General features: G+C 73.5%; 25 protein-coding genes. 6 read left to right on the top strand and 19 right to left on the bottom strand.

The window, feature by feature from the left end:
* Nucleotides 1-49: 49 nt before the first annotated feature.
* Nucleotides 50-1,000 carry an ATP-binding protein gene (locus PSU4_RS21085; protein WP_147111178.1) on the bottom strand — a complete coding sequence of 317 codons (951 nt, stop codon included), beginning with the start codon at nucleotides 998-1,000 and terminating at the stop codon, nucleotides 50-52.
* Nucleotides 1,001-1,195: 195 nt separating this feature from the next.
* On the opposite strand from PSU4_RS21085, the gene PSU4_RS21090 reads away from it, so the two are divergent.
* The 3 genes from PSU4_RS21090 to PSU4_RS21100 all read left to right on the top strand — a co-directional run bounded on the left by PSU4_RS21090 (nucleotide 1,196) and on the right by PSU4_RS21100 (nucleotide 4,384).
* The gene (locus PSU4_RS21090) at nucleotides 1,196-2,107 is read left to right on the top strand and encodes a fumarylacetoacetate hydrolase family protein (RefSeq protein WP_147111182.1); all 912 of its coding nucleotides are present in this window, start codon (nucleotides 1,196-1,198) and stop codon (nucleotides 2,105-2,107) included.
* A complete protein-coding gene (locus tag PSU4_RS21095; RefSeq protein ID WP_147111185.1) occupies nucleotides 2,104-3,378 on the top strand; it encodes an LLM class flavin-dependent oxidoreductase in 1,275 nt (424 codons plus the stop codon). Before PSU4_RS21090 ends, PSU4_RS21095 begins: the two co-directional genes overlap by 4 nt.
* A 73-nt stretch (nucleotides 3,379-3,451) precedes the next feature.
* Entirely contained in the window at nucleotides 3,452-4,384 is a 933-nt protein-coding gene (locus tag PSU4_RS21100) for an MBL fold metallo-hydrolase (protein ID WP_147111188.1), read from the top strand.
* A gap of 72 nt (nucleotides 4,385-4,456) precedes the next feature.
* Here the strand turns inward: PSU4_RS21100 and PSU4_RS21105 are convergent, their stop codons facing one another.
* Nucleotides 4,457-5,419, bottom strand: a complete 963-nt coding sequence (locus PSU4_RS21105) for a LysR family transcriptional regulator (RefSeq protein WP_147111191.1) — start codon at nucleotides 5,417-5,419, stop codon at nucleotides 4,457-4,459.
* Between the two features lie 213 nt (nucleotides 5,420-5,632).
* Here PSU4_RS21105 and gnd point away from each other — a divergent pair, with 213 nt between their 5' ends.
* Both gnd and zwf read left to right on the top strand, forming a co-directional pair.
* Nucleotides 5,633-6,649 carry a phosphogluconate dehydrogenase (NAD(+)-dependent, decarboxylating) gene (gnd, locus tag PSU4_RS21110; RefSeq protein ID WP_147111193.1) on the top strand — a complete coding sequence of 339 codons (1,017 nt, stop codon included), beginning with the start codon at nucleotides 5,633-5,635 and terminating at the stop codon, nucleotides 6,647-6,649.
* Nucleotides 6,646-8,043 (top strand): glucose-6-phosphate dehydrogenase, encoded by a 1,398-nt coding sequence (gene zwf, locus PSU4_RS21115; protein WP_147111195.1) that lies wholly within the window; start codon nucleotides 6,646-6,648, stop codon nucleotides 8,041-8,043. Before gnd ends, zwf begins: the two co-directional genes overlap by 4 nt.
* Here the strand turns inward: zwf and PSU4_RS21120 are convergent.
* The 16 genes from PSU4_RS21120 to PSU4_RS31455 form a co-directional block, all read right to left on the bottom strand.
* Complete coding sequence (locus PSU4_RS21120) at nucleotides 8,012-8,743, bottom strand: GNAT family N-acetyltransferase (RefSeq protein ID WP_147111198.1); 732 nt, start codon at nucleotides 8,741-8,743, stop codon at nucleotides 8,012-8,014. The genes zwf and PSU4_RS21120 overlap by 32 nt on opposite strands.
* Nucleotides 8,744-8,748: 5 nt before the next feature.
* Nucleotides 8,749-9,834, bottom strand: coding sequence for a class I SAM-dependent methyltransferase (locus PSU4_RS21125; RefSeq protein WP_147111201.1), 1,086 nt, complete (start codon nucleotides 9,832-9,834; stop codon nucleotides 8,749-8,751).
* 74 nt (nucleotides 9,835-9,908) lie between these two features.
* The gene (locus tag PSU4_RS21130) at nucleotides 9,909-11,570 is read right to left on the bottom strand and encodes a hypothetical protein (protein WP_147111204.1); all 1,662 of its coding nucleotides are present in this window, start codon (nucleotides 11,568-11,570) and stop codon (nucleotides 9,909-9,911) included.
* Nucleotides 11,571-11,607: 37 nt separating this feature from the next.
* The gene (locus tag PSU4_RS21135) at nucleotides 11,608-12,873 is read right to left on the bottom strand and encodes an AAA family ATPase (RefSeq protein WP_147111207.1); all 1,266 of its coding nucleotides are present in this window, start codon (nucleotides 12,871-12,873) and stop codon (nucleotides 11,608-11,610) included.
* A gap of 72 nt (nucleotides 12,874-12,945) precedes the next feature.
* On the bottom strand, nucleotides 12,946-13,935 hold the full coding sequence (locus PSU4_RS21140) for an ABC transporter substrate-binding protein (protein ID WP_147111210.1): 990 nt from the start codon (nucleotides 13,933-13,935) through the stop codon (nucleotides 12,946-12,948).
* Between the two features lie 99 nt (nucleotides 13,936-14,034).
* Nucleotides 14,035-14,985 carry an MBL fold metallo-hydrolase gene (locus tag PSU4_RS21145; RefSeq protein WP_186817097.1) on the bottom strand — a complete coding sequence of 317 codons (951 nt, stop codon included), beginning with the start codon at nucleotides 14,983-14,985 and terminating at the stop codon, nucleotides 14,035-14,037.
* The gene (locus PSU4_RS21150) at nucleotides 14,982-16,022 is read right to left on the bottom strand and encodes an NAD(P)/FAD-dependent oxidoreductase (RefSeq protein ID WP_147111216.1); all 1,041 of its coding nucleotides are present in this window, start codon (nucleotides 16,020-16,022) and stop codon (nucleotides 14,982-14,984) included. The genes PSU4_RS21145 and PSU4_RS21150 overlap by 4 nt, the downstream gene beginning before the upstream one ends.
* Nucleotides 16,023-16,047: 25 nt before the next feature.
* Complete coding sequence (locus tag PSU4_RS21155; RefSeq protein WP_147111218.1) at nucleotides 16,048-16,656, bottom strand: cysteine hydrolase family protein; 609 nt, start codon at nucleotides 16,654-16,656, stop codon at nucleotides 16,048-16,050.
* Nucleotides 16,653-17,360, bottom strand: coding sequence for a FadR/GntR family transcriptional regulator (locus PSU4_RS21160; RefSeq protein WP_222596359.1), 708 nt, complete (start codon nucleotides 17,358-17,360; stop codon nucleotides 16,653-16,655). Before PSU4_RS21160 ends, PSU4_RS21155 begins: the two co-directional genes overlap by 4 nt.
* Nucleotides 17,357-18,409: an amidohydrolase family protein gene (locus PSU4_RS21165; RefSeq protein ID WP_246115254.1), complete on the bottom strand. Its 1,053-nt coding sequence runs from the start codon at nucleotides 18,407-18,409 to the stop codon at nucleotides 17,357-17,359. Before PSU4_RS21165 ends, PSU4_RS21160 begins: the two co-directional genes overlap by 4 nt.
* Nucleotides 18,402-18,728: an extradiol ring-cleavage dioxygenase gene (locus PSU4_RS21170; RefSeq protein ID WP_147111224.1), complete on the bottom strand. Its 327-nt coding sequence runs from the start codon at nucleotides 18,726-18,728 to the stop codon at nucleotides 18,402-18,404. Before PSU4_RS21170 ends, PSU4_RS21165 begins: the two co-directional genes overlap by 8 nt.
* Nucleotides 18,729-18,730: 2 nt before the next feature.
* Entirely contained in the window at nucleotides 18,731-19,612 is an 882-nt protein-coding gene (locus PSU4_RS21175; RefSeq protein WP_147111226.1) for a DODA-type extradiol aromatic ring-opening family dioxygenase, read from the bottom strand.
* Between the two features lie 21 nt (nucleotides 19,613-19,633).
* A complete protein-coding gene (locus PSU4_RS21180; RefSeq protein WP_147111229.1) occupies nucleotides 19,634-20,458 on the bottom strand; it encodes an ABC transporter ATP-binding protein in 825 nt (274 codons plus the stop codon).
* Nucleotides 20,455-21,225: an ABC transporter permease gene (locus tag PSU4_RS21185; RefSeq protein ID WP_147111231.1), complete on the bottom strand. Its 771-nt coding sequence runs from the start codon at nucleotides 21,223-21,225 to the stop codon at nucleotides 20,455-20,457. The genes PSU4_RS21180 and PSU4_RS21185 overlap by 4 nt, the downstream gene beginning before the upstream one ends.
* Nucleotides 21,222-21,998 carry an ABC transporter permease gene (locus PSU4_RS21190; RefSeq protein ID WP_147111234.1) on the bottom strand — a complete coding sequence of 259 codons (777 nt, stop codon included), beginning with the start codon at nucleotides 21,996-21,998 and terminating at the stop codon, nucleotides 21,222-21,224. Before PSU4_RS21190 ends, PSU4_RS21185 begins: the two co-directional genes overlap by 4 nt.
* A 193-nt stretch (nucleotides 21,999-22,191) precedes the next feature.
* The gene (locus tag PSU4_RS31455; protein ID WP_186817098.1) at nucleotides 22,192-22,362 is read right to left on the bottom strand and encodes a hypothetical protein; all 171 of its coding nucleotides are present in this window, start codon (nucleotides 22,360-22,362) and stop codon (nucleotides 22,192-22,194) included.
* A gap of 286 nt (nucleotides 22,363-22,648) precedes the next feature.
* On the opposite strand from PSU4_RS31455, the gene PSU4_RS21195 reads away from it, so the two are divergent.
* Complete coding sequence (locus tag PSU4_RS21195; RefSeq protein WP_147111237.1) at nucleotides 22,649-24,010, top strand: FAD-binding oxidoreductase; 1,362 nt, start codon at nucleotides 22,649-22,651, stop codon at nucleotides 24,008-24,010.
* Nucleotides 24,011-24,226: 216 nt separating this feature from the next.
* Here the strand turns inward: PSU4_RS21195 and PSU4_RS21200 are convergent, their stop codons facing one another.
* Nucleotides 24,227-24,829, bottom strand: a complete 603-nt coding sequence (locus PSU4_RS21200; protein WP_147111240.1) for a DsbA family protein — start codon at nucleotides 24,827-24,829, stop codon at nucleotides 24,227-24,229.
* Nucleotides 24,830-24,840: the final 11 nt, after the last annotated feature.

Here is a 24,840-nt window from a genome sequence, read left to right on the forward strand (position 1 = left end):
CACATATCGGGGCGCCGTTCGTGCACACATCGGGGGCGCAGGTGGCGCGTCAGGCCGGGACCGGGGCGCCCGGGACGAAGCCGGGTGCGACCTGCGCGGCGAGGTCGAGACCGGTGGCGCGGTCGCCCCAGGCGCGGGCGTTGCGCAGGTGGAACTCGACGGTGTCGCGGTGGTAGCGCTCCCAGTCGCGGGGGCGGGCGTCGAGGGCGGCGAGGACGTCGGCCAGCACGGCGAGGTTGGCCGGCTCCAGGTCGGCGACCGGGCGCAGCTCCCCGCGCTCGGCGGCACGCACCCACGGGGAGCGGCCCAGCCAGCCGATCAGTGCGTCGCCGGCGTGCTCGCGCAGGTAGGCGACGTCGGCGTCCTCGTCGACCTTGTTGCCCAGCACCGCGAGTGCGACGTCACGGCCGGCGGTGTGCGCGGCGTACTGGTGGAAGACGCCGACGCCGCGCCGGGTCGGCTCGCTGACCAGCACCGTCAGGTCGAAGCGGGTGAACAGACCGGACGCGAAGGCGTCGGCACCCGCGGTCATGTCGACGACGACGTACTCCCCCGGGCCGTCGACGAGGTGGTTGAGCCACAGCTCCACGGCGCCGGTCTTGGAGTGGTAGCAGGAGACGCCGATGTCGGCCTCGTCGAACTCGCCGGTGACGAGGTAGCGCACGCCGTCGGGGGTGGCGGCGGCGCAGCGGGCGAGCACCGGGTCGTCGGCGCGCAGCCCGGCGGTGCGGGAGCCGGGGCCGGGCGGGGTCGTCTTGATCATGGCCTCGGCCGACGGCACGAGGGGGTTGTTGCCGCGCAGGTGGTTCTTGAGCCAGGGCAGGTCGGCGCCGAGCGCGCGGGGCGCGGGGCCCGTGGCGCCGAGCGCCTCGCCGAGGTTCTGGTTGATGTCGGCGTCGACGGCGAGCACGGGGTGCCCGCGGTCCGCCAGGTAGCGGCTGAACATGGCCGCCGCCGTCGTCTTGCCGCTGCCGCCCTTGCCGACGAACGCTATCCGCACGAGCCGTCCCTTCCCCGATCCCTGACTGAACACGGTAACGGTATCGGTTTTCACTAACGGGTGATCATGCCGGGGTCTCGGATCGGCGTCGCCGGATTCACCACGCATCGTGGTGAATCACGACCGACTCGGTGTTTCACATCACATCGTCGTGGGCCCTAGCGTCGGCAGGACCCGAGGTCGAGGAGGACACCGTTGCGGCTCGTCACCTACCGCCCACCCGGCGACGCGGAGCCGCGCGTCGGCGCACTCGACGGTGAGCGGGTCGTCGACCTGCCGGGGTTCACCTCGATGCTCGACCTGCTCGAACGAGGCCCCACCGGGCTCGACGACGCCCGCACCCTCGCCTCCCTCGCCGCGACCACGCACCCGCTCGCCGACGTCACGCTGCTCGCGCCGCTCCCCCGGCCCCGCACGATGCGCGACTTCATGCTGGTCGAGGAGCACGTGCGCAACAGCTTCGGCGACGTACCCGAGGAGTGGTTCCGCATCCCGGTGCACTGGAAGTGCAACCCCGACACCGTGATCGGCCCCGACGCCGTCGCACCCTGGCCGTACTACACCGACAAGCTCGACTACGAGCTCGAGGTGGCCGCCGTGATCGGGGCGCCACTGTTCCGCGCGACCGTCGAGCAGGCCGAGGCCGCCGTCGCCGGGTACACGATCTTCAACGACTGGAGCGCCCGCGACATCCAGTTCCGCGAGATGTCCGTCGGCATCGGGCCCGCGTTCGGCAAGGACTTCGCGACGTCGCTCGGCCCGTGCCTGACCACCGCCGACAGCTTCGACGCCACCGGCGCCCGGATGAGCGCCCGGATCAACGGCGAGACCTGGTCGGAGGGCTCGATCGGCGCGATGCGCTTCAGCTTCGGCCAGGCCGTCGCGACACTGTCGCAGTACCAGCCGCTGCACCCCGGCGACGTCATCGGCGGCGGCACCACCGGCCGTGGCTGCGGTCTGGAGATCGACCGCTGGCTCTCCCCCGGCGACGTCGTCGAGCTCGAGGTCGAGGGCATCGGCGTGCTGCGCAACACCGTCGGCCGCAAGGACGACGACCCGCCGGCCGATTCCGGCATCAACCTGGTGAAACCCGAGGAGTTTCCATGACCGAGGTGATCCTGCAGGTCTACCCGACGCTCGGCGACGAGGCGGCCATGGCCGCCCAGCGACCGATCGGACGCAACAACGACGCCTACCAGAAGATGCTGGCCGGACTGATCGAGGTCTGCCAGGCCGCCGACGACCTCGGCTACTGGGGCATCACCCACGTCGAGCACCACATGCACACCGAGGGCATGGAGATCTCCCCCGCCCCGCTGATGCTCAACGTCCACCTCGGGCACTACACGAAGCGGCTGCGCCACGGGCAGCTCGGCCTCGTGCTGCCCGCCCACGACCCGCTGCGGCTGGCGGAGGAGATCGCCATCGCCGACCACATGCTGCAGGGCAGGCTGTTCGTCGGCATGGCCCGGGGCTACCAGGCGCGCTGGCAGAACATCCTCGGGCAGCGCTTCGGCGTCACCAGCACCGCGTCGGACCAGAGCGACGCCGACCAGCGCAACCGCCTGCTGTTCAGCGAGAACTTCGCGATCATGAAGAAGGCCTGGACCGAGGACCTGCTCACCTACGACGGCCCGACGTACAAGATCCCGTTCCCCGTCGAGGGCATCCCGAACTGGCCGCCGGCGTCCACGATCACCGGCAAGTACGGCGTCCCCGGCGAGGTCGACGAGAACGGCACGATCAAGGGCGTCGGCGTCGTCCCCAAGCCGTACACGAGCCCGCACCCGCAGCTGTTCCAGGCGTTCGGCGCGAGCCCCGGCACGCTGCGCTGGTGCGGCGAGGAGAACGTCACCCCGACGATCCTGATGGGCTCGCTGACCAAGCTGCGCGCGCTGATGGAGATCTACCAGGAGGGCGCCGCATCACGCGGCCGCAACCCGCGCTTCGGCGAGGGCATCGGCGTCTGCAGGACGTTCTACGTCTTCCCCAACGGCACGCCCGAGGACGAGGTCAGGGCCAAGATCCGGCGCAGCGTCGAGCTGTACGAGGAACCGGTCTGGCGCGGCTGGTACGAGCAGTTCGGCTTCATGGAGGGCAGCCGCCTCGACGACGAGGAGGGTCCCGTCCCGAAGCCCGGTGAGCACCTCGCCGACCGGCTGATCAACTCCGGGCTGCTCATCGGCGGCACGGTCGACGACGTGAAGCGCCAGATCGACGGTTTCCTCACCGACCTGCCGATCGACTACTTCGTGTGGCTGTTCCACTGGGGCATGATCCCGCGCGACGAGGGCCTGCGGATGCTGGAGCTGTTCGGCGAGAAGATCATGCCGGAGTTCGGGATCACGGGGGCTCCCGCCACGGTGGCCGGCTCATGAGCGAGGGGCAGCGAGCGAGTCGTCGACACAGCGTCCGCGCGCAGCGCCGACCGAGCCCCGGCGAGGGAGTGCGATGAGTACGCCTCGTTCGCGGCAAGCCGGGATGCCCGACCCCGCCGTCCAGGACCTCGGCAAGGGCTTCCACGTGTTCGTCCAGCTCGACGGCAGCTGGGGACTCAACAACGTCGGCATCTTCGCCGGGCGCGACGGGGTGATCCTCGTCGACACCACGTTCACCGAGGGCCGGGCGCGGGCGCTGCGGGCCGCGGTGACCGAGCTGTCGCCGCACCCGATCCGCACCGTGCTCAACACCCATCACCACGGCGACCACACCTACGGGAACTACCTGTTCCCGGAGGCCACGATCATCGGCCACGAGCTGTGCCGGTCGGCGACGATCGCCACCGGCTTCGAGACGAAGAAGTGGTTCCTGGGCGTCGACTGGGGTGACATCCGGATCGTCCCGCCCGCGGTGACCTTCCGCGACGAGATCACGATCTGGTGCGACGACGTGCCTGCCACCGTGAAGTTCGTCGGGCCCTCGCACACGACCAACGACGTCTACATGTGGGTGGCGGGGCACTCCCTGCTGTTCGCGGGCGACCTCGTGTTCAACGGCGGCACCCCGTTCGTGGTCATGGGGTCGATCTCGGGGCTGCTGCGGGCGCTCGACGAGATCGACGCTCTCGGCGCGCAGACGGTCGTGCCGGGGCACGGGTCCGTGGGCGGCCCGGAGCTGATCGGGCAGCAGCGCGACTACCTGCTGTGGCTCCAGGACGTCGCGAAGCAGGGGTTCGACGCGGGCACCGAACCTCTCGACCTCGCCCGCAGCCTGGACCTGGGCACGTTCGCGCGGCTCACGGACTCCGAGCGGCTGGTGGGCAACCTGCACCGCGCCTACTCGGAGCTGCGCGGCGAGCCGCTCGGCGGCGCGCTGGACTACGACCGGATCGTCGACGAGATGGTGGCGTTCAACGACGGGCAGCCGTTGCACTGCGTGGCGTGACGGCGGGGCCTCCGGCCCCTGTGAGTGGCAATAGTCGCTGTAGCGACTATTGCCACTCACGAGGCCGTGCGATCACAGGGCCCGCAGCTCCCCGGACCGCACGGGTCGCGGACCGGTCCACCGCTCGCGCTCGGCGACGTCGAGTGCGAGGGCGCGGAAGTTCTGCACCGCGGGCCCGGCGACGCTGCGCCAGAACAGATGGACCGGGACGACGGGCGCGGGCTCGACCGGCCGCCACACGAACCCGTCGGGAACGGGATGGAACTGGGTCTCGAACGCCACCGAGAACGCCCGGCCGTCCGCGACCCGGGCACGCGCGGCCGGATCGGTGTGGAACACCCCCGACGACAGGTACTCGAACTCGAGGATCGGCCCGTCGAAGCCGTTGAACCGGTAGAAGCCGACGACCTCGTCGAAGAACCCGGGCGACAGCGCCCGGGGCCAGATCGTCAGGGTCATCGCCGACAGTGCCGCCATCGGCACCGGCGACTCGCCGGCCAGCGTGTGGTCGGCCGCGAGGATCACGCCGATCTTCTCGTGGCGCAGCGTCGCGCACTCCAGGTCGCCCGAGAGCGTCGGGCAGCGCGCGAGCCCGATGTCGAACCGGCCCGCCTTGACCGCTTCGACGCCTTCGGCCTGCCACATCTCGCACATCTGCAGGGTCACGTCGGGGTGGCGGTGGTGCAGCTCGGCGACCAGCAGCGGGAGGGTCTCGTCGGCGAGCGTGGGGGTGAAGGAGATCGCCAGCAACCCGGCCTCGCCCGCCGCGGTGCGCCGGGTGCGTTCGAACGCCGTCGACACCGCGTCGAGGATGCCGCGGGCGTGGTCGAGCAGCTCACGGCCCGCCTCGGTGAGCTCGACGTTGCGCGTGGTGCGCCGCAACAGCTGCACCCCCAGCTCGTCCTCGAGCTGGCGGATCTGCGTCGACAACGCCTGCTGGACGACGTTGAGGCGCTTCGCGGCGCGCGAGAAGTGCAGCTCCTCCGCGACGGCGACGAAGGCGCGCAGATGCCGCAGCTCGGTGTGCCCGCTCACGTGTCCGATTCTCACCTCCCCGACCCGTCGCCTGCCAGGGCCGTACGGGCCCGGCACCCCGTCTCGGTCTCGTGAGCGGCAACAGTCGCGACAGCGACTATCGCCGCTCACAGGGGGACGCCCCCTGGGCGAGATCCCCCGTTGGGCACCAAGATGGCCCGAGACGGTTCGGGGACACGCGGACGCCACACACGACACGCACGGGAGTCGAGTATGAAGATCGGGATGGTCGGGCTGGGTCGTATGGGCGCCAACATGGTGCGCCGGTTGATCCGCGACGGGCACGAGTGCGTCGTGCACGACGTGTCGCCGGACGCCGTGACGCAGCTGGAGTCCGAGGGGGCGATCGGGGCCGCGTCGCTGGCCGAGCTCGTCGGCAAGCTGGAGGCGCCGCGCACCGTGTGGCTCATGCTGCCCGCCGCGATCACCGGCCAGATCGTCGACCAGGTGCTGGAGCTCGTCGAGCCCGGCGACGCGATCGTCGACGGCGGCAACTCGTCCTACCGCGACGACATCGACCGCGCCGAGCACACCGCCGCGCGCGGCGTGGACTACGTCGACTGCGGCACCAGCGGCGGCGTGTGGGGCCTGGACCGCGGCTACTGCCTGATGATCGGGGGGCCCGACCGCGCCGTCGAGCGGCTCGACCCGGTCTTCGCCTCCCTGGCGCCCGGCGTCGGCGACGTCGCCCGCACGCCGGGGCGCTCCGGGGACCCGTCGCCGTCGGAGCAGGGCTACCTGCACTGCGGGCCGTCGGGCGCCGGGCACTTCGTGAAGATGGTCCACAACGGCATCGAGTACGCCCTGATGGCCGCCTACGCCGAGGGCCTCAACATCATCAAGAACGCCGGCATCGGCACGCACGCCCACGACGTCGACGCCGAGACCGCGCCGCTGGCCGCGCCGAAGTACTACCCCTACGACGACATCGACCTCGGCGAGGTGGCCGAGGTGTGGCGGCGCGGGTCCGTCGTCAGCTCGTGGCTGCTCGACCTCACCGCGCAGGCGCTGCACGCCGACCCGACGCTGGAGCAGTTCTCCGGCCGCGTCTCCGACTCCGGCGAGGGCCGCTGGACCTCGATCGCCGCGATCGAGGAGGGTGTCTCGGCGCCGCTGCTGACCACGGCCCTCTACGCGCGCTTCGGGTCCCGGGGCAGCGAGCTGTTCGCCGACAAGATCCAGTCGGCGCAGCGCATGGGCTTCGGTGGGCACATCGAGAAGAAGGCATGACCACCCCGGCGGCTCCCGTCGCCGGGGACGTCCTCGTCCTGTTCGGGATCAGCGGGGACCTGGCGCACAAGAAGATCCTGCCGGCGCTGTACCGGCTCACCGAGCGTGGCGAACTGACCGTGCCGGTGGTGGGGGTCGCGCTCACCGACTGGGACACCGACGCGCTGCGCGCCCACGCCGCCGACGCCGTCCGCGAGGTGATCGACGACGTCGACGACGCTGTGCTGCAACGGTTCCAGGACCTGCTCACGCTCGTGGCGGGCGACTACGCCGACGCGGGCACGTTCTCCCGGCTCGCCGACGAGGTGCGCTCCCGGGCGGAGGCCGACGACCCGTTCGTCGTGCACTACCTCGCGGTGCCGCCCAGCCTGTTCGGCACGGTCGCCGACGCACTGGCGTCGGTCGGCCTGCACGAGCGGGCGCGGCTCGTCGTCGAGAAGCCGTTCGGGCACGACCTCGCGTCGGCCCGCGCCCTCAACGCCGGGCTGGCGAAGAACTACACCGAGGACCAGGTCTTCCGCGTCGACCACTACCTCGGCAAGGAGTCCGTCGAGGACCTGCTCGTGCTGCGCTTCGCCAACACGATGCTCGAGCCGCTGTGGAGCCGCACCTGGGTCGAGCGCATCGAGATCACCATGGCGGAGAGCTTCGACGTCGCCGACCGCGGCTCGTTCTACGACGCCGTCGGCACGGTGCGCGACGTCCTGCAGAACCATCTGCTGCAGGTGCTCGCCTACCTGACGATGGAGGCGCCGCTCAGCGACGCCGCCGACGACCAGCGCGACGCCAAGCACGCCCTGCTCGCGTCGGTGCGCGCGATCGACCCGGCCGAGACCGTCCGCGGCCAGTACACCGGCTACCTCGACGTCCACGGCGTGAAGCCGGGGTCGACGACGGAGACGTTCGTGTCGGTCGTGCTGCACATCGACGACTGGCGCTGGACCGGGGTGCCCGTGCACATCCGGGCGGGCAAGGCGCTGCCGGAGACGGTGCTGGACATCGAGCTCGTCCTGCAGGCCCCGCCGCGGCCCCTGTTCATGGGTGCCGACGCCGGCCCGCCACCCGCCAACCGGATCCGCATCCGGCTGCAGCCCGACTCCGGCCTGACGTTCTTCCTGCTGGCCAAGCAGCCGGGCAAGGGCGACGTCGCGGTCGAGGTGCCGGTCGCGGTCGACCTGCGGCAGGTCCTGGGCCTCGCGCACGAGCCCTACGAGCGGATCTTCGGCGACGCGCTCGTCGGCGACCCGGCGCACTTCGCCCGGTTCGACACCCTGGAGGAGGCGTGGCGGATCGTCGCGCCGATCCTCGACGCGACGACCACACCGCAGCCCTACGCGCCGGGCACGTGGGGTCCCGGATCCGTCACGGGCGGCACCACAGCGTCCAGCGGGTGACGGGCAGGTAACCGAGCCTGCGGTAGACGCCGACGCCGGCGTCGCTCGCGATCAGCACCGCGGGCGACGCCGGCTCGGCGACCGTCGCCGCGTGGGTGACGGCCGCGCCGATCCCCCGTCCGCGCGAGTCCGGCAGGGTTGCCACCGCCTCGACCGACACGACGCCGTGCGCGGTGTGCGACAACGCCGCCGCGACGGGAGCGCCGTCGAGCCGGGCGAGCCAGAACCGGGTCGGGCCGCCGAGCAGCGCGGGCGGCGCCGGCGAGTACGGCACCGGGTAGCCGTCGGCGAGGACGCGGTCCCACTCCCCCACCGACGCCGGTTCGGTGAGCTCCTCGACCGTGACACCGGGCGGTGCTGCGGCGGTGGTCCCGCCCGCGGGCCGCACCATGAACGGTGGGTGCCCCATCAGGGTCAGCCCGGCCGGGGCGAGGTCGACGGTCGGCGCGGCGCTGACCAGCAGGAACGGCCGCCCGGGCGGGAAGAACGCGACGATCCTGTCGGCGTCGGGCGGGTCCTCGGCGACGGCGACGTTGAGGAACAGGCAGGGCGACAGCGCGTCGGCGAGTACGAGGCCCGGCTCGCGGACGACGGTCCCACCGGCGGCACCCGCCCACGCGCAGGCCCTGTCCCCCATGGCGTGCAGGGCCGCGACGATGAGGGTGTCGGCCACCGCGCGGGGTGTGTCGGTCGCGGTCACGGCGATCAGCCCTCCAGCCGGTAGAAGCGGAACAGGGCGTCCTCGATCGGCAGGTCCACGACGCGGGCGAACCCGGCGTCGGCGGCGTAGCGGCGCAGCGTCGCGGGCCGCATCACGGTGCCGGTGGCCGCGGACGGCTGCGCGGACCGGCCGACCGGCAGGCAGTGCAGGACGCTCGCGGCGTAGAAGAGCCGGTCGACCGGGCCGCCGGGGACGGTGAAGACGTCGCCCACATTCTCGTCCATGACGATGACGGGCCCGCGGGTCAGCCGCCGGGCCGTCCGCAGGGCCGCGACGGGGTCGGCCAGGTCGTGGATCATCTCGAACGCGAACACGCCCGCGTGGTCGCCGGTCAGCGCCGGGTCGGTCACGTCGGCGACGACGAAGCGGACCCGGTCGGCCACCCCCGCGTCGGCGGCGTTGCGGCGGGCCGCGTCGATCGAGACGGGATCGGCGTCGAACGCGTCGACCGTCGCGTCGGGGTAGCCGCGAGCCACGGCGATCGCGGCCCAGCCGACACCGCAGCCCAGCTCCGCGACGCGCCCGCCCCCGCGCAGGGCCTCGTCGAGGTCGGGGACCGCGGGCAGCCATTCGGACACGAGCCGGCCCGTGAACGCCGCCCGGTTGAATCCGCCCTGGGCGTGCGCGACGCCGTAGTCGGCGTAGGGCACGCCGCCGCCGGTCCGGTAGGCGCGGTCGAGTGCCGGCATGACACGGGCGGCCGACTCCAGGAACTCCGGCAGTGGCACGACACATGCCGGGCTGTCCGGGTCGAGCAGCACCGCCTCCGCGCCCAGGGGCAGCGCGTAGCAGCGTTCCGCGGGGTCGGCGGCGGGGTCGTCGACGTCGAGGATCCCGGCGGTGGCCTGCTGCTCGCACCATTCCCGGACGTAGCGGGCGTCGACACCCGCGGAGCCGGCGAGGTCGTCGGCGGTGGTGGGACCGCCGTGGCCGGCGAGGGCCTGGTAGAGCCCGAGCCGGTCCCCCAGCCCGACGGTGAGCAGCTCGAACGCTGCGATCCCGGCCTGGAACAGCCGGCCCGCCACCTCGTCGGCGACCTGTTCGGGGGTGCGTGGCGCGATGGTGGTCATGTCGTCCTCCTCCTCGGGTCGTGCCCTCACGGGAGGAGGCGCCATGTCGCGCGTGGCGATGCCACGCGACAGTGCTACAGCTGCCAGTGCACGTCGCGGTCGGGGGCGTAACGGCAGGACGTGCCGGTCCGGACCGACACTGCCAGGTGCCGTCCGAGGTCGGGGTCGGCGGCGTCGATGCGGGCCAGCGCCTGCCGGATCCGGTTGCCGACGGCCTTGCGCATCCGCTCGACGTCCGACCCGGCGGTGCGGGGCCGCCCACCGAGCCCGGTGACGGCACCGAGCTCGGCGAGCAACGCGTCGCGCTCGGCGGCCGCCCGGGCACCGCGGGGCCCGGCGTCGTCGATCTCCGCCGCCAGCTCCCGCAGCCGCGACCGGTAGGCGGCGATCGCGGTGCGGTCGGCCACCTCGACCGCCGGGGCCGCGACCCGGGCACCCGTGAGCTCGTGCACCGTGACCTCCCGGCCCGGCCGGGCGAGCAGGACCGCGAGGTCACGCATGCCCTTCGAGTCGCGCAGCCGCACCTCCCGGCCCTGCCAGCCCACCGTCCAGATCTCGCCGCACCGGCGGAACGTCGCGTCCGCACCGGACGCCGGTGCCGGGGCGGCACCCGCCCAGCGGCGGGTCCGTTCCCCGAGGGCCGCTCCCGCCGCGCCGTCGAGACCGACCGCGACGGCGAGGTGCTCGCGCGCGGCGGCGTCGTCGCCGAGGAGCGCCGCGAGCCTGCCCAGGTGCCCGTCGACGCACCCCCAGGTGCCGGCGAGGATTCCCTCGATCGCGAACAGGCCGGCGAACGGTTCGAGCAGCTTGCGGACGGTGCGTGCGGCGACCCGGTCGCCGATCAGCACCGCGGTCTGGGCGGCCTGCACGACCTCGGGCAGCCACTCGCTGTCCCGCACACTCGTGCGTTGCTCGAGGTAGCGGTGCAGCGCCGGCCGGGCCGCCGTGGCGTCACCGGACAGGGCGTGCAGGAACGCGATGGTGCAGGCCGCGGCGGCGACCGACTCCGGGACCTGTTCGAGGAACAGGTCGACGCTGCCGAAGGCGCGCCCGGCGTTCGCGTCGCGGACGAAGTCCTGGGTCATCCGCAGCAGCCCGGCGTTGGGGCTCGACGACAGCGCGACCAGCCGGCGCAGCTCGGCGGCGTGTGCGGCCTCGGCGGCCACGTCGCCGCGCATCGCCGCCCGGGTCCCCCGCCACAGCGGCACCGGCCAGGCGAGGTCCGGGCGCCGCACGCTGTCCGCGACGCGCGCGTACACGTCGATCTCGGTGTCGACCGCCGGCCAGTCGCCCGCCTCTGCCGATGCCACGAGCCGCAGCCGTCGTCCGAGCAGCTCGGCGGCCCGGTCCCCGGCGTCGCGGGCGGTGTCGACGATCTCCGTCGCCGCGGCGCGCCGGGCCCCGACGTGCTCCGGCCCCGCGGCCGCGTCGCACCACGCCGCCAGCGCGCCGGCCAACGCCCTCACCTCACCCACCCGCCGCGCGGACCCGACCGCCTCCTCGGCCAGCCGCGCGCGGCGCCCCGCCCCGGCGGTGAACGACAGCGCCACCGAGAGCCGTGCCGTCACGGTCGCGCGCAGCACCGAGTCGGCCGCCGGGAGCGCGGCGAGCGCCTCGTCGAGGAGCGCGACGCGGTCGGGGTCCACGAGGTCCACCTCGAACCCGGTCGCCCCGCCGGTGCGGCCCAGCGCAGCCGTCGCGAGCAGGTCGGGGCGGTCGAGGGCACGCGCGAGCACCGCCGCGGCGGCGAACGACTCCCGCGCCGCGGCCGGGTCACCCGAGGCCAGCAGCGCCTCGCCGCGGGCACAGAGCAGGGCCGGGTCGGCCGTCGGGGTCGGGCTCGTCGCCGGGCAGGGCGGCGAGGGCGGCGTCGAACCACACGACCGCGTCCTCGTGGGCGGCGGCGGAGACCGCGCGGTCGGCCGCGGCCTCGGCGGCGCAGGCGGCGGTGTGCGCCTCCCCGGGGTCCCCCGACAGTCTCGCCGCCGCGACCCGTTGGCGCGCAACGGCCGCCGCCGACGCCGTGCCGGCCGCCTCGCGGACCGCGAGCGCCGTCGCGGCCCGCCGGTGCAGGTCGAGCCGCTGTTGCGGCGGCGTCCTCGCCGACACCGTCTCCGCGACCAGCGCGTGCGGGAAACGGAACCGGCCGTCGACGACCCGCAGCAGGCCCGCGTCGACGGCGGGGTCGGCCGTCCCGGGGACCGCACCGGCAGCGATCCCGGCGACGCGGGCCAGCAGCACCGCGTCCACCCCGGCGGTGACGCCCGCGTCGAGGACGGCCGCGGCGCGCAGCACCACCTCCGTCCCGTCGGGGAGCGCGTCGAGGCGGCGGTCGAGGACCGCGCGGACCCCGCCAGGGACACCGGCCTCGTGCCCCGCGCGGCGCATCCGCACGACCTCGGCGGCGAAGAACGGGTTGCCGCCCGTGCGCGCGTGCAGATCCGCCGCACCGGCCGCGTCCAGCTCGGTACCCGTCAGCTCGACCAGCACAGGGACCAGATCGGGCGGCGCGAGACCGCGCAGGACGATGCGCCGCTCGGCCACGAGCTCACCGAGCGCCCGGCCCGCACCCGGGTCCGTGTCGCGCACGGTCGCGAGGAGCACCACGGGGGCGGCGGCGAGGTGCGCCCGCAGGGCGGCGAGCAGGCGCAGCGTCGGTAGGTCGGCCCACTGCAGGTCGTCGACCACGACGAGCAGCGGCCCGGCAGCGCGGAACACCTCCGCGACGGCGTCGACCAGCAGGAACCGGGCGAACTCGGGCTCGGCCGACGTCGGCGGCCCGATGGCGTCGCCGCGGCCGAGCACGCCGAGCAGCTGCGCGACGGGCCAGTACGGCGGCGCCCCGCCGTCGGCACGGCAGGCCGCCCAGGCGACGGTGGCGCCGTCGGCCCGGGAGCGGTCGGCGACCTCGGCGACGAGGCGGGTCTTGCCGATCCCGGCGTCGCCGACGACCAGCGCGGACGTGCCGCGGCCTGCCGCGAACGCGGCGGCCACCGCGGCGAGCAGCTCACGCAGCTCGGACTCCCGCCCGTGGAGCACGGCGGGAGTATGGCCCGCGCCGTCCCGCCGCGGAACCCCTCGGCGGGACGACCGGACGCGACGACTGCGCCGTCACCGCTGGTAGACCGGCCCCATGGTCCCGTCGAGGTCCGGGGTCCGGTCGACGACGCCGTAGCGCACCATCAGCTCGCCGAGCAGCGCGACCTTGTCCTTGTCGAGGGTCGGCGAGTAGTTGGGCAGCGCCATCTTCTGCAGCGTGGCCGGTGGGATCTTCGTGTAGGAGGCGACGACCGCGCGGGTCTCGTCCGGGTTCGCCTTCGCGTAGTCGGTCGCCCGGTCGATGACGGTCCTGAACGTGCGGACGGTCTCCGGGTTCTCCGACACGAACTGGCGGGTCGCGAAGTAGACGCCGATCGGGAAGTCCAACGCGGGTCCCTCGAAGTTGTAGAGCACCGGTCGCAACCCGGCGTCGAGGCCCGCGGTCATGTACGGCTCGACCAGCCATGCCGCGTCGATCCGTCCCGCCGAGACGGCCGCGGACATGTCGGGGAACTGCATCTCGACGAACTTCAGCCCGGACGGGTCGACGCCGTCGCGTTCGAGGGTGGCCTTGATGGTGAGGTCGCCCAGCCCGTTGAGGGAGTTGACCGCGATCGTGCGGCCCTTCAGGTCTGCCTCGGTCGTGATCGGGCTGTCGGCCGGCACCACGACCGCCGACGTGATGTGTGCCGTGTCCTCGAGGCTGCTCGCGGAGTTGTTCTGGCCGGCGATGGCCTGCAGCGGCAGTCCCTGCGTGTTGGCCTTGAGCACCGAGATCAGGTTGCCGGTGCCGACCTGACGTTCGCCGTTGACCAGCGACGGGATGATCGCGGCAGCTCCGCCGCCGGTGCTGATGTCGACGGTCAGCCCCTGTTCGGCGAACCATCCCTTCTGGTCGGCGAGGTAGAGCGGCGCGTCGGTCGTGAGCCCGACGATGCCGACGGTCAGCGCCGTGGTCTCGGCCGAGCCCGAACCGGAACCCGATCCGGATCCGCAGGCGGCGAGTGTGGTGGTGAGGGCGGCGATCGCGACCAGCGCGGCCGCCCGTGGGGGGAATCGCATGGGTCCGTCCTTCGGTCGGCGTGCATGAGTGGTGTCAGTGCCGTGCACGGTGGCGGCGCCCGCCGGTGCGGGCGCCGCTGCTCCGGACCGCTGCGGCGGTCAAGACCTCGTCCCGAGCCAGGTGAACCGGTCGTCGTCGAGGCGCGCGGTGCCGACCGCGCACATGTCGGCGAGGTAGGCGCACATCGTGTTGAGCAGCGGGCTGCCGTCGTCGTAGCGCGGGTAGTGCTCGCGCGTGGCCCGCGAGAGCTCGGCGACCGTCGCCGACCCGGCCTTCGCGAGCAGGGTCTCGATGACCGCCGCGTACTCGTCGGCGAACCGGCGGGACTCGGCGACCAGCTGCGCCGCGCGGTGTGCGCTGCACACCCCGGTGTGGGCGGTCCCGACGATCTCCGCGCCGCACCCGGCGAAGAAGTCGAGGGACCGGCGGTACTCGTCGACGTGGCGGTAGTTGGGGAAGAAGTCGGCGCGCCGCTGCAGCGGGGTGCCCCTGGCCTGCAACGCGTCCCCGGTGAACAGCACCTTCCCGGCCCGGTGCAGCAGCGCGACGGAACCGTCGGTGTGGGCCGGGATGTGCTCGACCGACAGGACGTGACCGCCACCGAGGTCGAGCTCGTCGCCGTGGGCGAGCTCGACGGTGACGGGGAGGTCGGCGCCGCAGAGCCGCCGGATCCGGTCCACGGCCTCGGCGGGCGGCTCCCAGGCGGGCCGGAAGCGCAGGTACTCCTCGGCGAGGTAGCGCTCGGTGTCGGTGACCCAGGCGGCGTCGGCGGGGTGCGCGGCGATGGCGACGTCGGGGTTGTGCTCGGCGACGACGCCGTTGCCGCCCCGGTGGTCGTGATGGCCGTGGGTGTTGATCACCAGGTCGACGTCGGCGAGCCGGCGACCCAGCTCGCGCAGCCCCTCCGCCAGCCGGCCCGCCGCGGTCTCGGGAACGCCGGGATCGATCACGGTGAGCCGGCTGCCCTCGACGACGTAGATCTGCAGCGGGACGTCCTCGAAGGGGGCGTCGATCGCGTGGACACCGGGCGCGAGGGTCTCGACGATCACGACCGCACCCCCAGTGCGTCGGCGACCAGCTCGCGGGCGAACAGCGGCGCGAACTTGAAACCGCGGCCCTCGCAGGCGACGACGGCCGTGACCGGGCCCGACCGCTCGATCACGAATCTGCCGCCGGTGTGGGTGAACAGGCAGGTGTCGAGCCCGACGGGCGCCGCCGACGCGTGCGGGAGCCGGGCCCGGACGTGGTCCATGAGCACCTCGACCGTCCGCGGGTCGGGCTCGCCTCGGGTGCCCGGTTCCGGCGCGGGAGCGCGGTGGTCGTCCATGCCGAGACGGACGGTGGTGTCGCCGCTGGACACCCAGTACGTCGACGGGTCGCCCTCCTCGAACAGGGCGGGTAGCGTGCGGGCACCGGGGTCGTCGACGTAGACGACGGTCTGCCGGGTCGCACAGGCGTCGACCCGGATGCCCAGCGGCGCGACGAGCGCGGGCGTCCACGACGCGGCGGCGACGACGGCGTGCCGCACCCGGGTGGCACCGATCGCGGTCTCGAGGACGACCCCGTCGCCGTCTCGGGCGACGCCGTGGACGGTCACGCCCTCGCGGACGACGGCGCCGTCGTCCTCGGCGAGGCGGCGCAGCAGGGTGAGGACGCGGTCGGCGCGCAGGGTGCCGCCGTCAGGGGTGTGCACGACGGGCGCGCCCGGTCCGAGGGTGAGACCGGACCAGCGGGCCTCGACGGCGGCGGGGTCGAGGACCTCATGCTCGATCCCGGCCGCGGCGAGGGCGGCGGCGACCGGTTCGGGCCGGGCGGTGCGCAGCATCGCGCCCTGCGCCCAGTGGATCTCCGGGTCGTGGGCGGCGAGCTCACGCCAGATCGCACCGGCCCGACCGGCCGGTTCGACCAGCTCGGGCATCAGGTGCGGGGTGGCGAACGCGCGGGCCGGGCCGTGGCTCGACCCCAGTGGATGACCGATGTGGTCGCGTTCGAACGCGATCGCGCTGCGCCCGGCCGCGGCGGCCTCGCGCAGCACCGACAGACCCATCACTCCGCCGCCGACGACGCCGATGTCGTAGGTGTCCATCCGGGGTTCCTTCCGTGCGCGGGGGTCAGTGGACCGGGAGCTCGGGGGCGAGGGTGTGCACCACGTCCGCGGTGGGTGCGACCTGGGCGAACACGGTCCCCATCAGCCGCAGGCTGTGGTGGTGCAGCTCGTCGAGATAGCCGGCGACCGCATCCGCCGCGACGACGACGCGCAGGTCGCGGAAGAACGCGTCGCGCACCGTGGACTCGACGCAGAAGTCGGTGCGCACGCCGGCGACGACGATCGTCGTGGCGCCGAGTCCGGCGAGGACGTCGTCGAGGGTCGTGTCGTGGAAGGCGCTGAAGCGGCGCTTGCGCACCTCGGTGTCGCCGGGGCGCCGGTCGAGCCCGGCGACGAGCTCGGCGCCCCAGGTGCCGGTGCGCAGCCCCGCCTCGGCGAGGAACGGGCTGCGTTCGGCCAGGAGACCGACCTGGGTGTCGTCGTCCCATTCCATCCGCACCCACACCACCGGGCACCCGCCCGCCCGGGCAGCGGCGACGAGCAGGTTGATCTGATCGACGAGCCCGTCGAGGTCGGCGACCCGCAGCCCGGCGCCGGCGAACACGCCGTCGGGGTGGCAGTAGTCGTTCTGGACGTCGATGACCACCAGGGCGGTCGTGTCGGGGCGGGTCACGACGTCGCCCCCCGGTTCGCGGTGAGCTGCGTGTGTGCGGCCGCCGCCGCCGTCGCCCGGGCGATGTCCTCGCTCGCGATGGCGTCGACCAGCTCGAGGTGCACCTGCGCGCCCAGCCGCGTCGACACCTCGGGGCCCGGCGCGATGGGCGTGACGCCCTGCAGCCTGCTCTCGACGTACTCCAGCATCGACAGGTAGGTGTGGCGCAGCACCTGGTTGGGCGTGATCTCGACCATCCGCCGGTGCAGCGCCCAGTTGATCCGCAGGTACTCCCCCCACGCCAGGTCCTCGACCGCCATAGCGGCGACGAGCTCGCGCAGCTCCTCGACGTCGCGCGAGTTCCGGTAGCGCGTGGCCTCCAGGATCACCAGCGGGTCGAGCTGGTCGCGCACGGTCAGGCAGTCCGCGACCGTGACCGAGTCGCCCGACAGCTCCAGCATCTTGCGGCCCAACCGGACCAGCGCCGTCGGGGACGCGACGAACACGCCGCCGTTGGGGCCGGGCCGCATCGTCGCCGTGCCCCGGGCGCCGAGCAGCCGGATCGCCTCGGTCAGCGTGGCGGGCGCCGCGTCGTACTCCTGGCAGAGCGTCTGCTTGGTGCCCAGCCGGTGCCCGCTGGGCAGCTGCTCGTCGGCGATGCGGCGCTCGATGGCCGACGCGATCGTCTCGGCGCGTGAGGTCCGCGCCGTCTCCCCCGTGCTCACCAGGGCTCTCCTTCGTTCGTCGCGGGCACGGGCGCCGGCAGGCGCAGGCCCAGCAGCCGCAGAGCATTCTCGCCGAGCACCGCGGCGGTGCCCGCGGCGTCCAGCCCGATGCCGGTGACCGTCGTGACCGGGTCACGGTCGGCGAGGTCGAACGGGGTGTCGGTGCCGAGCAGCACCCGGTCGGCGCCCATGTCGTCGACGAGGCGACGCAGCTGCACGGGGTCGAAGACGGCGGTGTCGTAGTAGAGCCGCCGCAGGTAGCGCGTGGGGGGCACCTGCGAGACCCGGGTGACGTCCTTGCGGTGCCAGCCGAGGTCGAGCCGTGGCCCGACGCCGGGTAGGCAGCCGCCGCCGTGGGCCAGGCACAGCACCAGGTCGTGGCGGTCGAGCACGCCCCCGAGCACCAGCCGGGCCGTCGCCAGCGCGGTCTCCGCCGGGTACCCGAGCAGCTGGACGAGGTGGTAGGAGCCCAGCCGGTCGACCGCCGACACGGTGCTGGGGTGCACGAGCACGAACGTCCGGCGGCGGGCGAGCTCGGCCCACAGCGGCTCGTTGACCGGGTCGTCGAGCTCGCGGCCCCCACCGAAGGTGCCGATGGTGGCGCCGTGCAGGCCCAGCTCGTCGAGGCAGCGCCGCAGCTCGTCGACAGCACCGGGGAGACCGACCGGGACCGTGGCCAGACCCGTGAGCCTGCCCCCCGAACCGGCGACGAGCTCGGCGACGGCATCGTTGGAGGCGGACACGACGGCCGCGGTGAGCCGGTCGTCGCGACTCTCCGACGCGAACACGAACGGCGGCGCCGACACGACCTGGTGCGACACGCCCGCGCGGTCCATGTCGGCGAGCCGTGCCGCGAGGTCGTACTGCTGCGCGGGCAGCGGGATCCGCGCCCCGTCCGCCAGCCCGCACACCCGCGGGTCGAGCGAGACCCACTCGTCGGCGACGCCGCTCAGGTCCGCGAGCCCGCGATCGGCGAGCCCGCGCAGCAGCGGCATCGGGAGGACGTGGGCGTGCACGTCGACGACGTGGCGCGGGCGTGGCTCAGCCACGGGAGGTCACGTACCGGTCGTAGTCGTCACCGAGCAGCGAGCGGAGCAGCGCGGTGGCGGGCGTCGACGACCCGGCGTTCTCCCCGGTGCCGAACACCAGCCGCGCCAGCTGCGACAGCAGGTACGGGTGCAGCCCCATGTCGTGCAGCGCCCGGAAGTCGCGCTCGCGGATCGCGGCGCGTTCGGCGCCGGTCATGTCGTAGCCGGCCAGCACCGCGTCCTCGTCGGCGACGAAGCGGGCGCGCAGCCCCTCGTCCCACTTGAGGTCCTGCACGAAGTCGTTGGCCCGCAACTGCGGGTCGAAGCTCTCCAGCGGCATCGTCACACCGTTCCGGTCGTCGCGGTCGCCGGTGCGTCGCCGAGGTCCCAGCAGACCGCGCCGACCCCGCACCGCCATTGGTCGAAGGCCACGTAGCCGAGCGACTCGCACGGCCGCGGCCCGATGGCGCCCATGACGACGACCCAGCTCAGCAGCTCGGCGGTGCCACCGGACCCGGCTTCCTCCATGCGTGCCAGCGTCGCCTCGGCCAGGACCCGGTCGTGGTCGCCCTCGACGAGCAGGTCCAGCCACCAGCGGTCGAACTTCTCGTCGATCTCCAGGTAGCGGGGCCCGCCCGGCTCGTGGCTGAGCCCGCCGGACCCGAGCAGCGCGACCCGCAGCCCGGCCGGCAGATCGTCGCGGATCGCGTCGGCCAGCGCTCGGCCGAACGCGTAGCAGTCGTCCTGGTCGGGGATGGGTGGGACCGTGCAGTTCTGCAGGACCGGGACGACGGCGACCCCGAGATCGGCGAGCCCGGTGAGCGTCGCCGGGACCGACAGGTTGTCGTCGAAACGCAGGTTGTCGCGTGCGCCGCGCAGGCGGCGGCCGGTGTCGCCCAACGCCTCCAGTAGCCGGCCGGCGACGTCGGGGGCGCCCGGGAGGTCGTAGTCGGGGACCCGCAGCCACGGCTTGAACCACTCGTCGGGGCCCCGGTGGCGCTCGGCGAGGCCGAAGGTGAAGTCCGGGTAGTCGTGCAGCCGGGCGTTGGCGACATGGTCGTTGCCGACGACCAGCACCACGTCGGGCCGGGCTGCGACGAGCACCTCGCGGATGCCGTCGTAGGCGCGCCGGACGGTCCGCTGGTCCTCCTCGGACGCCTTCGAGAACCAGCCGGTCAGTCCCGGTGCGTGGCTGGCCGCCACCGCGGCGGTGATCTCAGCCATGGTCGTGTCGTCTCCTCGCTGTCAGGCCGCCGGGCGCCGGATGGCCCGGTAGATGTGCGCACGCAGGTGGGTGAACTCGGCCGTCTCCTTCGTCGTGACCTGGTCGCGGTCCGCAGGCAGGTCGACGGTGACGACCTCGTGGACCGACGTCGGGCGCTGGGTCAGGACGACGACCCTGTCGGCGAGGTACACGGCCTCGTCGATGTCGTGGGTGACGAACAGGATCGTGACGCCGTACCGGCGCCGGACGGCGAGCATGACGTCCTCCAGGTCGGCGCGGGTCTGGGCGTCGACCGAGGCGAACGGCTCGTCCATGAGCAGGATGTCGGGCTGGTAGGCCAGCGCGCGGGCGATCGCGACACGCTGCTGCATGCCGCCGGAGAGCTGGAACGGGTAGTGGTCGGTGAAGCCGGTGAGGCCCACCGAGTCGACGGCCTCGCGGATGCGTTCGTCGCGGTCGGCGGCCGACAGCCTGCGTCGGCGCAGGGGCAGCGCGATGTTGCCGCGCACCGTCAGCCACGGCATGAGCGAACGGCTGTAGTCCTGGAACACGAGCGCCAGCTGCTCGGGCGGACCGTCGACCGGGGTGCCGGCGAGCCGGACCTGTCCGGCGGTCGGCGTCATCAGCCCGGACATGCACTTGAGCAGCGTCGTCTTCCCGCAGCCCGACGGCCCCACGACGCAGACGAACTCCTCCTTGGCCACGTCGAAGCTGACGTCGCCGATCGCGACGGTGGCCCGGGCGCCACTGCCGTAGGTCTTCTGCAGACCGGAGACCTCGAGCACGGAGTCCCTCTTCCCGTCGGTGGCCGTGGGCCGGTGGTTGTCGTCGGTCCGGGTGTTCATCGGGCACTCTCCGTCGCGTGTCGGTGCCAGGCGAGGACACGGCGTTCGACCAGGCCGAGTGCCGCGTTGAGCAGGTAGCCGAGGACGCCGAGCAGGATGATCCCGGACCACATCTGCGGGATCGCGAAGTCGCGCTGCGACTGCAGGACGAAGTAGCCCACGCCGTTCGTACTGGCCACGAGCTCCGACACCACCGTCATGATCAGTGCGAGGGACAGACCGGTACGCATCCCGGCGACGATCTGCGGTCCGGTCCCGGGCAGGACGACCCGCGTCAGCCTGTCCCGGCCGGTGATGCCGTAGATCCGGGCCGTCGCGGTGAGCGTCGGGTCGAGACCGCGGATGCCGTCGACGGTGTTGAGCAGGACCGGCCACAGGCACACGACCGCGATCACGAAGATCTTCATGGTGTCGCCGATGCCCAGCACGAGGATCCCGAAGGGGATGAGCGCGGGCGGCGGGATCGCGCGCAGGAACTCGACGATCGGTTCCGCGGCCCGGGCGGCGAGCGGCACCGACCCGATGACGACGCCGGCCGCCACCCCGACGACGGTCGCGATCGCGTACCCGGCGGCGAGCCGGTAGAGGCTGGGCAGTACGTCGGAGCCGAACCGGTCGAACAGCCACGTCTGTTCGAAGGTGACGAGCATGTCGGTGACCGGTGGGAAGTAGAACGACGTGCTGCCGGCCGACCACAGGATCAGCGCGGCGACGACGAGCAGCGGGACGGCGATCTCCAGGATCAGCCCGATCCTGCGGCGGTTCATGCGACCTCCTCGAGCCGGTGGGAGGCGTGCCAGTGCAGCAGCGGTCGCTCGACCCGGCGCAGCACCGCGTTGAGACCCCAGCCGAGCAGGCCGGTGACCGCGATCAGTGTGTACATGAGCTCGACGTCGCCGCCGTTCTGCGCCTCGGTGATGGCGCGCCCGATGCCCGGCGACCCGACGACGAGCTCCGCGGTCACCGCGAGGACGAGCGCGACCGACGACGAGATCCGCACCCCGGTGGCCAGGTAGGGCAGCACGCTGGGGATCAGGACCCGGGCGACGGTGTCGCCGCGGCGCAGCCGGTAGGACCGCGCGGTCTCCAGCGCAACGGGGTCGACGTCGCGGGCGCCGTAGATCATCTGCAGCAGCAGCGGCCACAGCGCCGCGAACGCGACGAGGAAGACCTTCGTCTCGATCCCGGACCCGTAGACGAGGATGGCCAGCGGGATCAGCGCCACCGACGGCACGGGTCGCAGGAACTCGACGACCGGGCGCAGTGCGCGGTAGAGCCACCAGCTCGACCCGATCGCCAACCCGGCGGGCACCGCGACGACGATCGCGATGAGCAGCCCGATCGCCCAGCCCTGGAGCGTCTGGGCGAGGTCCGTCCAGAACCGTCCGTCGCCGAGCTGCCCGACGAGCCGCCCGGTCACGTCGCTCATGGGCGGGAACCAGCGGGCCGGCAGCAGCCCGGTCCGCGAGGCGATCTCCAGCAGGGCCAGTACGCCGATGACGGCGACCGTTCCGGGCAACCAGCGATGCGCTCGTGGCATCGGCGCCTCCTCGCCCTCGGGGTGCGTCGTCGCACTGTCGCGGCGCCGCTCGACTATTGACTATATTCATTATGGTTTGACGCGCAAGAGGCTTCCCCGGACCCGCTCCGGACACGACGAGGCTCCCGGCCGTCGTTCACGACCGGGAGCCTCGTCGGACACCCTCTGCGGACCCCGCGCTACGGGGCCCGTGTCAGCGCGGGAGCGCCTTGTTGTTCTTGTTCTTGATCGCTGTGTAGGCGGCCGCGCCGACGAACAGCACCGCGCCGATCACCAGCGCGACGCCCAGGAACTTGAACACGGCCCCGAGCACCGAGATGACGATCCAGATCGCGAGCGCGACCCCCAGGACTTTCAGCAGCATGTGCGAACCCCTCCTCCGCCGTCATCCTGTCCGACGAACGGCGCGGCGCAGTAGTTCCCGCCCGCGTCCGTTCCGTCACGGTTCGAGCCAGGACTCCCCTGCGTCGAGGTCGCCGGTCGAGGCCGGGCCGGCGTCGTCGACGGGTGGAAACCGGGCCACCCGCGGGGGTGCTGTCCACACCCCCGGACTCGCGGTGGTGCCGTCGCCGCGCATCCCTGCCCGGCGGGAGCCTTCTCCTCGAACGCCGGGGCCGCCCCCGCGGCTCCGCTCACAGGGGGAGACACCGATGACCGCCATGATCGACCAGCACGACAGCCTGTCCCGCATCGCCGGACCCGTCCTCTTCCCGGGCGACGACGGCTACGCCGAGGAGACCGGCGGCTTCAACCTGACCTACCGGCCCGGTCCCGCCGTCGTCGTGGGAGCGACCTGCGCGGACGACGTCGCCGCCGCCGTCCGGCACGCCGCGGCGACGGGCCGCCGCGTCGCCGTGCAGGCCACCGGCCACGGCCTGACCTGCGACCTGTTCGGCACCGTCCTCGTCTCGACGCGCCGCATGACCGACGTCCTGATCGACCCGCTCGCCCGCACCGCCCGCGTCGGCGCCGGGGTGCGCTGGCGCGCGGTGATCGACGCCGCCGCACCGCACGGCCTCGCCCCGCTCAACGGCTCGTCGTCCGACGTCGGCGTCGTCGGCTACACGACCGGCGGCGGCCTCGGCCCACTGGCGCGCCGCTACGGCTTCGCCGCCGACCACGTCCGCCGCTTGACCCTCGTCACCGCCGACGGCGCCGTCCGCGACGTCACGCCGTCGTCGGAGCCGGACCTGTTCTGGGCGGTCCGCGGCGGCAAGGCAAACTTCGGGATCGTCACCGACATCGAGTTCGACCTCGTCCCCGTGACCCGCTTCTTCGGCGGTGCCCTGGCCTTCGGCGCCGACGACGCCCGCGCCGTCCTGCACGCCTGGCGCGCGTGGGCGCCGACGCTGCCCGAGGACACGACGACGTCGGTGGCGCTGCTGCGCACCCCGCCGGACCCGGCGCTGCCGGAGCCGATCCGTGGCCGGTTCGTCGTGGCGCTGCGGTTCACCCACCTCGGCGACGCCGCGTCCGGGGAGGCGCTGCTGGCGCCGATGCGGGCCGCGGCCACGCCGGTGCTCGACGGGATCGCCGACATGCCCTACCCGGCGATCGACGCCGTCCACATGGACCCGACGACCCCGATGCCGGTGTGGGACCGCGGCGGCGCGCTGTCGGCGCTGCCCGCCGAGGCCGTCGACGCCGTGCTGGCCACCGCGGGCCCTGACGCCGACTGCCCGCTGGCGATGGTCGAGCTGCGCCTGCTCGGCGGCGCCATCGGTCGCGAGCCCGCGGTACCCAACGCCGTCTCGGGCCGCGACGCCGCGTTCTCGCTGTTCACGGTCGGCGTGCCCGTCGGCCCGCCCGTCGAGCTGGTGGCGGCCGCGGCGGCGCGGGTCGTCGAGTCGGTGCGGCCGTGGGCCTGCCGGGGGCTGGTCAACCTGCTGGGCCCGGCCGGCCCGGACCGCGTCGGCAACCTGTGGGACGACGCCGACCGCGCCCGGCTGCTCGCGATCCGGGACGGGGTGGACCCGCAGCACCTGTTCGCGACGAACGTGGTCCTGGGCTGATCTGCCCGCTCTGATCCGGTGCGCAGTCAGGTCAGGTCGACGGCCTCGCGGAAACGCGGAGAGACCGGGCTCGGACTGCGTGCTGTGCGAGCGCTCGCTCGTCGAACGCCGCGGCGCCCGGGGGGTGCTGCCGCGGCCCGACTCCCCCACCGTGCACCTCGGCGGGCACTCGGTGCTCGGCCACGTCCGGGTGCACGTGGGCCGAGGCGCCTTCCGTCAGAACGGGTTGCGGCTGCCCTTCAGCTCGCTGAACGACGGGACGTCGGCCAGCAGCCTCACCGCCTCGAAGAGACGCAGTGCCTCGTCGCCGGTGGGCACCGGGACGACGACGGGCCCGAACCACGCCGTGGCGCCCAGCCGCAGGACCGGGCTGCCCGACTCCTCGCCGACCGCGGTCTGCGACTCCTCGTGGGAGGCCTTGACCGTGGCGTCGAGTCCGGCGTCGTCGGCGGCGTCGATCAGCGTGGCGAGCAGGCCGGCCTCGGCGATGGCGGCGGCGAGCAGGGTGTCGTCCCAGTCCTCGCCGTTGTCGTGGCGGCGCACGCCGAGCGCGGTGAACAGCCGGCCCCGGGCGTCGTTGTCCTCGACGGCCGCGAGCACCCGCAGTACGCGCGCGCTCTGCACCATCAGCGGCCGGTACTGCTCGGGGACGTCCTTGCCCTCGTTGAGCACCGAGAGGCTCATCAGGCGCCAGGTCACCGTGGCGGCGCCGGCGTCGGCCACCTCGGTGATCCAGCGTGAGGTCCGCCAGGTGAAGGGGCACCCGGGGTCGAAGAAGAAGTCGACGGCGGTGGGCTGGGAGATCGAGGCGGAGGTCACGGCCGCAGGCT

This window comes from Pseudonocardia sulfidoxydans NBRC 16205, from assembly GCF_007989085.1.
In the GTDB taxonomy this organism is placed as follows: Bacteria; Actinomycetota; Actinomycetes; order Mycobacteriales; family Pseudonocardiaceae; genus Pseudonocardia; species Pseudonocardia sulfidoxydans.